Origin of the sequence: Ferruginibacter sp., from assembly GCF_014377975.1 — a bacterium.
Lineage (GTDB): Bacteria > Bacteroidota > Bacteroidia > Chitinophagales > Chitinophagaceae > Ferruginibacter.
On the sequence record NZ_JACMOO010000314.1, the window covers coordinates 1 to 10588 of the forward strand.

General features: G+C 39.6%; 7 protein-coding genes. 5 read left to right on the top strand and 2 right to left on the bottom strand.

Going from position 1 to position 10588, the window contains the following annotated elements; genetic code table 11:
- The 5 genes from H7254_RS15855 to H7254_RS15875 form a co-directional block, all read left to right on the top strand.
- A partial coding sequence (locus H7254_RS15855; RefSeq protein ID WP_301933893.1) for a VCBS repeat-containing protein occupies positions 1-391 on the top strand: 391 nt, incomplete at its 5' end.
- 34 nt (positions 392-425) lie between these two features.
- Positions 426-1106 (top strand): DUF1080 domain-containing protein, encoded by a 681-nt coding sequence (locus H7254_RS15860; RefSeq protein ID WP_301933894.1) that lies wholly within the window; start codon positions 426-428, stop codon positions 1104-1106.
- Positions 1107-1254: 148 nt separating this feature from the next.
- Positions 1255-2982, top strand: coding sequence for a GMC oxidoreductase (locus tag H7254_RS15865; protein WP_301933895.1), 1728 nt, complete (start codon positions 1255-1257; stop codon positions 2980-2982).
- A gap of 78 nt (positions 2983-3060) precedes the next feature.
- Positions 3061-3828 carry a DUF1080 domain-containing protein gene (locus tag H7254_RS15870; protein ID WP_301933896.1) on the top strand — a complete coding sequence of 256 codons (768 nt, stop codon included), beginning with the start codon at positions 3061-3063 and terminating at the stop codon, positions 3826-3828.
- Between the two features lie 90 nt (positions 3829-3918).
- Positions 3919-7176: a VCBS repeat-containing protein gene (locus tag H7254_RS15875; RefSeq protein ID WP_301933897.1), complete on the top strand. Its 3258-nt coding sequence runs from the start codon at positions 3919-3921 to the stop codon at positions 7174-7176.
- A 26-nt stretch (positions 7177-7202) separates the two neighbouring features.
- Here H7254_RS15875 and H7254_RS15880 read toward each other — a convergent pair whose 3' ends face one another.
- Both H7254_RS15880 and H7254_RS15885 read right to left on the bottom strand, forming a co-directional pair.
- Positions 7203-9152, bottom strand: coding sequence for an alpha-amylase family protein (locus tag H7254_RS15880; protein ID WP_301933898.1), 1950 nt, complete (start codon positions 9150-9152; stop codon positions 7203-7205).
- Between the two features lie 74 nt (positions 9153-9226).
- Positions 9227-10180 carry a carbohydrate kinase gene (locus H7254_RS15885; protein ID WP_301933899.1) on the bottom strand — a complete coding sequence of 318 codons (954 nt, stop codon included), beginning with the start codon at positions 10178-10180 and terminating at the stop codon, positions 9227-9229.
- Positions 10181-10588: the final 408 nt, after the last annotated feature.

A 10588-nucleotide genomic window follows, 5' to 3' on the forward strand; every position in this document is an offset into this window, starting at 1 on the left:
GGTAAAACTGGAAGCAAAGGAAATGCGGAGCAGTGTATTACTAAACAACAGAAATGGCACGTTCACGCTAAAGCCGTTGCCAACCGAAGCCCAGTTTAGTACAGTAAGCGGCATAGCGGTAAGTGATTATGATGGCGATGGTAAACAGGATATCTTACTGGGCGGAAATTTTTACCAGAGCAAACCGGAGGTAGGTATCTACGATGCCAGTTATGGTTTACTACTTAAAGGCGATGGTAAAGGGAACTTTAAAGCAGTTAATGAAAAGCAAAGTGGGATATTGGTAAAAGGACAAGTACGCAATATTACCAACATTAAAGCGGGTAAAAAATCACTTACTATTTTTTCAATGAATAATGAAGCCCCAAAAATTTTTGATACAAACAAATAGATAAGGGGTAAATTCACAGTAAAGCATCTTGCATATGAAAAAAGGAATAACCGGTTGTCTTTTATTAGCGTGTTTTTTTGTACAGGCGCAAAAGCAAACCAAAAATTTAAAGCCATTGTTCAATGGTAAAAATCTTAATGGCTGGTATAGTTTTCTTACCTCAAAAGGAAAGAACAGCGATCCCGAAAAGGTCTTCAATATTGAAAATGGGTTACTGCATATCTCTGGTAAAGAGTTCGGTTATATCTGTACAGAAAAAGTATACAATAATTTTCACCTGGTGGTAGAATTTAAATGGGGTACAAAAAAATATCCTCCCAGAGATGCAGATACCACGAGGAGAGATAACGGCATCTTATACTTTGTGCCCCAGAATGCAACAGATTTTGTTTGGCCAAAATCCATTGAATGCCAGATCCAGGAAGGCGATGTAGGTGATTTCTGGATGGTAGATAGTACAACCATTGTTGTAGACGGTGTAAGAACAATACCTAAAGATTTCAACAGGGCTCAAAAGAAAGCAGATGGAGAAAAACCAACCGGCGAATGGAATCGTGTGGAAGTAATTGCAAATAATGGAAACCTCACACACATTGTAAATGGGATAACTGTAAATAAGGCTACAGGTGCAAGTTTAAGTAAGGGTAAAATAATTATTCAATCAGAAGGCGCCGAAATTTATTACCGTAAAATAGAAATTGCTGTATTGAAATGATGACGTTTTTTTAGTTATTGAAATCCTTTTTTAATACAAAAAATGTTTAAAAAGAAAAGAAAACTTTACTTTGAAAAGTATTCGCTGCCTTATTATTAGGTGGCAAAAAAGTAAAAAATAAATGTAAGCAACGATTAAAAATAAAGCTATGCCTGGTGATTCAACAAATGTCAATAACAAAGCAACCAATCAAAATACATATGATGCCATTGTAATTGGCTCTGGTATTAGTGGCGGTTGGGCTGCAAAAGAGCTAACAGAAAAAGGGTTAAAAGTATTAATGCTGGAACGTGGCCGTCCACATGAGCACATAAAAGATTATGTTTCTGCCGGTAAAGATCCATGGGATTTTCCTCACCGTGGCAAAGCGCCATTGCAATATAAAAAAAACAATCCTGTAATATCAAGGGACTGGGCAATGTACGGCACAGCAGCGCAGGAAGCCATTTTGGATAGCTGGGTAAATGAAAAAGATTGCCCTTATGTGCAGGAAAAACCATTTGCGTGGTGGCGCAGCTACCAAATGGGAGGGCGCTCACTTTTATGGGGCAGACAAAGTTACCGACTAAGCGATATTGATTTTGAAGCCAACGCAAAAGATGGCATTGCGATTGACTGGCCCATCCGTTATAAAGAAATGGCACCCTGGTACGATTATGTTGAAAAATTTGCCGGCATCAGTGGTTCAATGGAGGGTCTGGCACATTTGCCCGATGGACATTTTTTACCACCAATGGATTTGAATGTGGTAGAAAAAGACGTAGCAGCAAGAATTAAAAAGCAATACAAAGACCGCCACATGATCATTGGCCGTGTGGCTAATTTAACGGCGCCCTTGCAGGCGAGAATACAATGCCAGTACAGAAACCGTTGCTGGGAAGGTTGTCCTTTTGGAGGCTATTTCAGTACGCAATCTTCAACATTACCCGCCGCAACTGCCACCGGAAATTTAACGGTGCGTCCTTGGAGTATTGTTACAAAGATTATCTATAATAAAGATACCAAAAAGGCTACCGGTGTAGAAGTGTTGGATGCAGAATCAAATAAGACCTATGAGTTTCATTCAAAAATTGTTTTCTTAAATGCTTCCGCTTTAAACAGCGCATGGGTGCTGATGAATTCAGCAACTGATGTATGGGCTGATGGGCTTGGCAGCAGCAGTGGCGAATTGGGTCATAATATTATGGATCATCATTACATGCTGGGTGCACAGGGAACAATCGATGGCTATGAAGATAAGACCACTTACGGCCGCAGGGCGAATGGTTTTTATATCACCCGGTTTGCCAATTTATATGGCGACAAAAGAGATTTTCTTCGTGGGTATGGATACCAGGGAAGTGCCAGCCGATCAGGCTGGAGCCGTGAAGTGGCAGAACTGAATATTGGCGGCGACTTTAAAGAAGCATTAACAGAACCCGGAGCCTGGAGTATTGGTGCTACTGGCTTTGGTGAAATATTGCCTTATCATGATAATAAAATTTCGCTGAACAAAAACATTAAAGATAAATGGGGCTTACCCGTTTTATCTATGGATGCAGGATTAAAGGAGAACGAATTAAAAATGCGCAAAGACATCATCAAAGAACTGGTGGCTATGTTTGAAGCATCAGGTGTAAAAAATGTTACCACCTGGGATAAGGATTATAACATCGGTCAGGGCATTCACGAAATGGGTACTGCCCGTATGGGAAATGATCCAAAAACATCAGTACTTAATTCGCACAATCAGGTATGGGATGCCTTAAATGTGTTTGTAACTGATGGGGCAGCGATGACTTCCTCTGCCTGTCAGAACCCTTCGCTTACTTACATGGCATTAACAGCCAGGGCAGCGGAATATGCAGTAAGTGAATTGAAAAAGGGAAATATTTAAGTATAATTTTTAAAGAGAAGAACTTCTAACAAACCCGATATAAAATCAATATTTAACAACAATCAACCATTAAAAAAAATGAAACAGAACCTATTATTTAGCGCAATCCTGATGGGTAGTTTTTTAAGCACCAACGCTCAAACTGCAAAACCAGAAGATACAGAATATTATACACCTATACCCAAAGTTATTACTCCCGGCAGCGTGTACGGTGTGCCACCAAGTGATGCAATCGTTTTGTTTGGTGGAAAGAATCTTGACCAATGGGTACCAACAAAAGACTCTACCTCTAACAAAAAATGGACGGTTGCAAATAATTGTATGACTGTAAATAAAGCCAACGGCGATCTGCAGACAAAGCGTTCGTTTTTGGATTTTCAATTGCACATCGAATACCGCATTCCTTCTAATATTACCGGTACAGGGCAAGCCCGTGGTAACAGCGGCATTTTTTTAGCGGCACTTCCATGGGGAGCTGGTGGTTATGAATTACAGGTGTTGGACAATTATAAAAATACAACTTATGTAAATGGACAGGTAGGTAGTTTATACAAACAAACACCTCCATTAGCAAACGCCTGCCGCAAACCCGGCCAATGGCAGACATACGATGTTATTTGGACGGCACCCCGTTTTAATGAAGACGGTACTGTAAAATCGCCTGCCCGTGCAACTGTTTTGCACAATGGCGTTTTGGTACAAAATAATACAGTTTTAACTGGAGACACTCCTTATATCGGTCAGCCTTCCTACAAACAACATGGTCCTGAACCCATCAAATTACAAGCCCATGGAGATAAGAGCGAACCAATCAGTTACCGTAATATCTGGTTAAGGGAACTATAATTATCAATGAATTTTAAACACTTATTATACTGGTTATGTACGGGCATTATTTTTTGCGGATGTAAAAGTAAAATAGAGCCGCTGTTTTCAATGATATCTGCAACACAGACTGGTATTGATTTTGAAAATAGAATTACCGATACTGATTCGCTGAATATTTTAGATTACCTGTATTATTATAACGGCGGTGGCGTAGCCATCGCCGATTTTAATAATGATGGGCTACCCGATATTTATTTTACCAGCAACCAGGGCAGCAATAAATTATATCTCAATAAAGGCAATTTTAAATTTGAAGATATTACGGATAAAGCAGGCGTGCAGGGAAAGGGCAACTGGAAAACAGGCGTAACCGTAGCCGACGTAAATGGCGATGGTTTGCTTGATATTTATGTTTGCGAAGTTGGCGGCTATAAAAGCTTTAAAGGCCGTAACGAACTGTTTATAAACAACGGTATTACTTCACCCTCTTCTACAGGAGAGGGCCGGGGTGAAATTACGTTCACCGAAAGTGCACATGCTTATGGACTTGATATCCAGGGTCTCAACACACAAGCCGTATTTTTTGATTACGACCATGACGGTGACCTGGATATGTTTTTGGTTAACCATTCCGTACACTCCAATCAAAGCTATGGCGACTCGTCTATGCGGCGTATAAAGGATGAAGCTTCAGGCGACAAATTATTTAGGAATGATAGCACTGCTACAGGTAGAAAATTTGTTGAAGTAACTACAGAAGCCGGTATCTACAGCAGTGTGGTAGGCTATGGTTTAAATGTAGCAGTGGCTGATATTAACAACGATGGCTGGGATGATATTTATGTTAGTAATGATTTTCATGAAAATGATTATTACTACCTCAACAACCATAATGGCCATTTTTCAGAAATAAACCGGGATGCGTTCGGGCATGAAAGCCGCTTCTCCATGGGCAGTGCTATTGCGGATATGAACAACGATGGCTGGCAGGATATTATCACCCTTGATATGTTACCTTCTGATGAGAAAACGCTCAAATCTTCTGCCGGGGATGACCCTTTGGATATTTACAATTTTAAATTCAGCTTTGGATATTACCACCAGTATTCCCGCAATTGTTTGCAAATAAATGCAGGCGGTGGCAAAAAATTCAGTGACATTGCTTTGTATGCCGGTGTTGCAGCAACCGACTGGAGCTGGAGCCCGCTGGCGGCAGATTTTGATAACGACGGCATAAAGGATCTGTTCATTTCCAATGGTATTTTAAGGAGGCCTAATGACCTTGATTTTGTAAAATTTTATAGCACCAGGAGCACTAAAGATACAGGCCGTTCTGCAGATGTTGCTGCCATTAAAAAGATGCCGGAAGGTAAAGTAAACAACTACATTTTTAAAGGAACAGACAGCCTCAAATTTATTGATAATACCATCGCCTGGGGAATGGATCATCCTGGCTTTTCAAATGGAGCGGCTTATGCAGATTTGGATAATGATGGCGACCTTGACATAATTATCAATAACATTAATGAGCCTGCAACTATTTACAGAAACAATGCAATACAGCAACTGAACAATCATTTTATAGAAATAGAATTAAAAGGGGCAGGGCAAAATAAGTTTGCTATTGGAGCAAAAGTGGTGATTCAACAAAAAAATAAGATACAGGTCGGCTATGTAAATGCTACCAAGGGTTTTGAAAGTGCGGCTCTTCAATATATTCATTTTGGTACAGGGGTGGATTCTGTTATTGATAAAATGGAAGTGTTGTGGCCCGATGGACAATCACAAATATTTACCGGTGTAAAAGCAGACCAGCGTATAACTGTTTTATACAAAAATGCGGGCAACGATATTACCACGTTATTACCAATCAGCATTACCACTAAAAAATTATTTACTGATATCACAGATTCGGTTCAACTGCCATACAAACATCAGGAAAATAGTTTCAATGATTTTAATGTACAGTCATTTATTCCACACATGATTTCAACCCAGGGGCCCAAGCTGGCAGTAGCCGACGTCAATGGCGACGGATTGGATGACTTTTTTGTTTGTGGAGCTGCAGGTCAGGCTGGCACTTTGTTTCAGCAAACAGCAGCCGGAAAATTTATTTCCACCAATCAAAAACTTTTTGCTGCAGATGCTGCATGTGAAGATGTAAACTCTATATTTTTTGATGCAGATAATGATGGCGATTTGGATTTGTATGTGGTAAGCGGCGGCAATGAAACTGAAGCTAAAATACCTTCTTTGCTAGATCGTTTATACATCAATGATGGCAAAGGAAATTTCAGCAAATCAACATCACTGCCAAACCTCTATGGAAATAAATCTGTAGCTGTTGCGGCAGACATTGATCATGATGGGGATATGGATTTATTTGTTGGTGGAAGAGTAATAGCAGGCAAGTATGGAGATACGCCCAATTCTTATTTATTGATCAATGATGGCAAAGGAAATTTTAGGATTGCTGATGATGAAAAAGCTAAGGGCCTTAATAAAATTGGAATGGTCACAGATGCAGTATGGACTGATATTGATAAAGATGGATGGAAAGATCTGGTTGTAGTGGGAGAATGGATGCCTGTTACTATTTATAAAAATCAGCAGGGAAAATTAACGAATTATACATCGGCCGCAGGCTTACAAAATACGACGGGGTTATGGACGACCATTCATGCTGCAGACCTGAACAATGATGGAACAGATGAATTGCTGGTTGGTAATTGGGGAGAAAATTCAAAACTTCATGCCAGTGAGCAGTACCCATTAAAATTATTTACCGGGGATTTAGATAACAACGGTGCAATGGACCAGGTGATTGCTATTGAAAAAAATGGTAAGTATTATACCTTTCTTGGTAAAGAAGAAATTGAAAAAGAATTACCTGCTTTAATGCGTAAAAAATACTTGTATTATTCCAGCTTTGCAGGACAAACCATTGAAGAAATATTTGGCGAAAAACTAAATCTTACAAAAAAGTATTCTGCCAATATATTATCATCTGTTATGCTTGTAAACAATGGTGCAGGAAAATTTACGCTGAGCAAATTGCCTGCTTCCCTGCAATGGTCGCCGGTGTTTTCTTTTTTAACCGAGGATGTAAATAGAGATGGCAAAACAGATATTATTTCAGCAGGTAATTTTTATGGGGTGTTACCTTATGAAGGCCGCTACGATGCAGGGTTTGGAACGATTTTATTGAATGCCGGATCCAATCATTTTACTGCTTTATCTCCTTACCAATCCGGTTTTTTAGCCAGCGGCGAAGTAAGGGATATAAAGAAAATAAAATTAGCCAACGGCAGCAGGTGTTTTCTTGTAGCACGCAATAATAATACCCTTCTTATTTTTAAAGAATAATTTTACCCGATTAAAACCTGCGTGGTTTATTTCATTGCTTCCAGCAAACAAAAAGAATAAGGTTCAATAATAAGGTAGTTGTTGTTATTTTCCATGATGTATTCTTTCTTGTTCCAGTGATCAAATAATATAATAGGCGGATTGCCTTTTTCTTTTACCGCCTGCCAATCCACATATGCTACTTCATTTTTAAAATTAAATAAACAAAATAACCGACTGTCTTGCACTTGCCGTAAAAATCCTGCTACATGAATATTGTAAGGAGATAGCCAGGTAAGATTACTGTGATCTGCCACCATAGACAGCTTTTTTCGGAGGTGGATCAATTGTTGTGTGGCTTTAAAAATACGCTGTTCCACAGAGCCTTCTTCTTCGATCTTATTATTTTTATCCCAGTCAATAACAGGGCGATGCATCCACCTGTTATCATAACTTTTTGCCGGGTTGTCGAGGTAACTATAATCGTTGGTGTAGCCTACCTCATCGCCATAAAATAACATAGGTAAACCTCCAATAAAAAAACTGCATGCCTGCATTACAATGATCCTGTTGATGGCCGTGGTAATCTCATTTTCGTTATTGTTGCTGATGGCTTTCTCCAGTCCGCAAAGCGAAGCCAGCGTGCCACTGATTCTTGCATCCTGTGTTTTGGGATTTACAGAAAACAGTGCTCCGGTGGCAGTTGAACCAGGGGCATTGCCCGAGTAAAAATCTTTTAAATATTTGCGGTGAAAATAGGGATTGAAAGATGCCTGCTCAATCATGTAATCATCATAGCCCAAACCAATATCATCGTGGCATCGGGTATAAGTTAACCAGGAAGTGCCGTAAGGTTTTTTCAAAATTTCATGTTGTGCAGCCAGCATTACCCTGGTATCGCCGGTAGCCAAAGCATCCCATTGCAATGCCATCTGGGTAGCATTATAAGCGAAGTCACATTCTTTGGCAATAAAGTTACCGGTACCAAAATAATACATAATCTCTTTGGGTGCTACAATAGCTTCGCCCAGCAAAGCCATCCCCGGCGAAGCTACCTGAACACATTGTTTTATTAACCGCAAAATAGTGTGTGCCTTGGGCAAATTCTGGCAGGTAGTACCGGGCTCTTTCCAGATAAAAGCAGGCGCATCTATCCGCAAAACATCTACCCCAAGATTAGCATAAAACAGTATGATGTCGAGCATTTCTACAAACACGGCCGGGTTGCTAAAATTAAGGTCCCACTGGTAATTATGAAAAACCGTCATCACCCATTTCTGACATTCCGGTATATAGCTAAAATTACCGGCAGCAGTTTCAGGAAAAATTTCAGGCATGGTCTGCTCAAAAATATCAGGCATAGTGCGGTCATCAAACATGTAAAAATAATCCTGGTAGTGCTTGTCACCTTCCTTTGCTTTTAGGGCCCATTCCTGCAAACGTGAAGTGTGGTTAAGCACAATATCGATCATCAGGTACATGCCTGTCGCACTCATTTTTTGTTGTAACGCAACCAGATCATTCAGCGTGCCAAACCGCGTATTTATTTTTCTAAAATCAGATACTGCATAACCGCCATCGCTTTCATCGGCCGGGCTTTTAAACAAGGGCATGAGGTGTAAAAAATTTACCCCCAATTTATCAAAATACCCAAGCTTATCACCGAGATTGGTAAGGCTGCCGCAGAATTGGTCGACATACAAACTCATACCAGTTATTTCACTGTTTAAAAACCAATGACCTTTTTCTGCTTTTATTACATCTGCTTTTTTTAAAGCCGGAGATCTTTTATTATGGGCGGCTGTAAGCGTTTCTAACAACAGGTCAAACTGTGGTTCTGCATTGGGATGATGCTGGTACAGCTCATCATACAATGATTTTATAACAGATGCATTGGCAAGTAAGCGGCTGTAAAATGAAAGGTCATCTTCCTCTTTACCAATCCTATACTTTAACAGGGCCGTTTTAATCTTTTGGTGTAATAGGTAATTGTACATAGGTTTAATTTTGCCTCATCTCCACTAAGGCAGAGAATTTAAATATAACGGGTTTACATGTTTGATAATAGACGCTAGTTAAATATATCCGTTGTCAGGTGTTTAAATGCTTCCATTGCACCCATGTATTCACAGGTTCGGGCTCCGGCTTTATTGGCATTTGTTACTATCTTACTCCAATCACTTTCAGAAAGTAATTTTATTTGCTCTAAAGATCTATCACTCAACTGGTATAGTACAGCACCAACAAAAGCATCTCCTGCGCCGGTTGTATCTACCGTTTTAACAGCAATGCTGGGTACAATCATTGTTTTACCATTTAGCCCCAGCATAGTACCATCTTTACCCAGTGTAATGGCAAAAATAGCATTGGTTTTTTTTAATAGTACGGCAACTGCATCAGCTAGTGTGGTAGCTCCTGTTATCAGCATAGCTTCTTCATCACTCACTTTAAAAAAATGGCAACAGTCTATAAAATTCCAGGATTGATTAATAAAAGTTTGGGTATCATTTTTAAAAAGCAACTGCCTGTAGTTAGGATCAAAGCTGATAAATATATCTTTCATAAGAGCCTTTTGCAACAATCCCTTGTAAGCAGCCTGCAAAGGGCCCGGTAAAAAACCGGTGGCAGAGCCAAAGTGGATGATGGAGAATTCGTTGAGATCAATATCTTCTACTTCCTGGCTGCTTAATTGTCCGTCTGCACCACGGTTAAAATAAAAATCCCGTTCTCCGTTTTCCATTAATGAAACGAAGGCAAATGTGGTAAAGTAGTTTTCGTCCTGCAACATCCATTTGGTGGAAACACCAAAATCCTGCATCACTTCAATGAGGTGTTTTCCAAAAGGATCAACACCTACTTTGGCAGCCAGTTCCACATTGCCACCTAATGCCGCAATGGCTGCTGCCACATTTGTTGGGGCACCGCCCGCTTTTTTTAAAAAATTATTCCCGTCAGAAAGTGACTTGCCTTTATCCGTGCAGATCATATCTATTAAAGCTTCACCGATGCAGAGTATTTTACCCATAAAAAAATAGTATTGTTTGTTGTTTTGCTGTTTTTATTCCTTTTATTTTCAGATTTTGAGCAGGATCACAATGCTCAATATTATCACAATCCAATCACAGCCGTTTCGTATAGTCTTTGTGTTTTACTTGCTGATACAATTGCATATTTACAAGAGCTTCATAACAATACTGCCGTTAATAAAAAACTGTGTTATGTAGTACTTGTTTTTACATAATAGGTACTTTGATGTATTTTATCAAACCTGCTTTGATCTCACCCTCCTTCTTCTTCTTCAGGATAGGGAGTGGTGCATTTAATATATCCCGGCATTTTATCGCCCACTTCATTATTTGTTCTTTACTCAACAATTATTGTAGCGCCCCGCTACTCAAAAAGCTATTTTAATTTTTGAGCTCTTCACTTCTTA

Excerpts from the sequence above, each read along its gene's own strand:
- H7254_RS15875 (WP_301933897.1), top strand. The coding sequence starts at position 3,919 with ATGATATCTGCAACACAGACTGGTATTGATTTTGAAAATAGAATTACC.
- H7254_RS15885 (WP_301933899.1), bottom strand. The coding sequence starts at position 10,180 with ATGGGTAAAATACTCTGCATCGGTGAAGCTTTAATAGATATGATCTGC.
- H7254_RS15860 (WP_301933894.1), top strand. The coding sequence starts at position 426 with ATGAAAAAAGGAATAACCGGTTGTCTTTTATTAGCGTGTTTTTTTGTA.
- H7254_RS15870 (WP_301933896.1), top strand. The coding sequence starts at position 3,061 with ATGAAACAGAACCTATTATTTAGCGCAATCCTGATGGGTAGTTTTTTA.
- H7254_RS15865 (WP_301933895.1), top strand. The coding sequence starts at position 1,255 with ATGCCTGGTGATTCAACAAATGTCAATAACAAAGCAACCAATCAAAAT.
- H7254_RS15880 (WP_301933898.1), bottom strand. The coding sequence starts at position 9,152 with ATGTACAATTACCTATTACACCAAAAGATTAAAACGGCCCTGTTAAAG.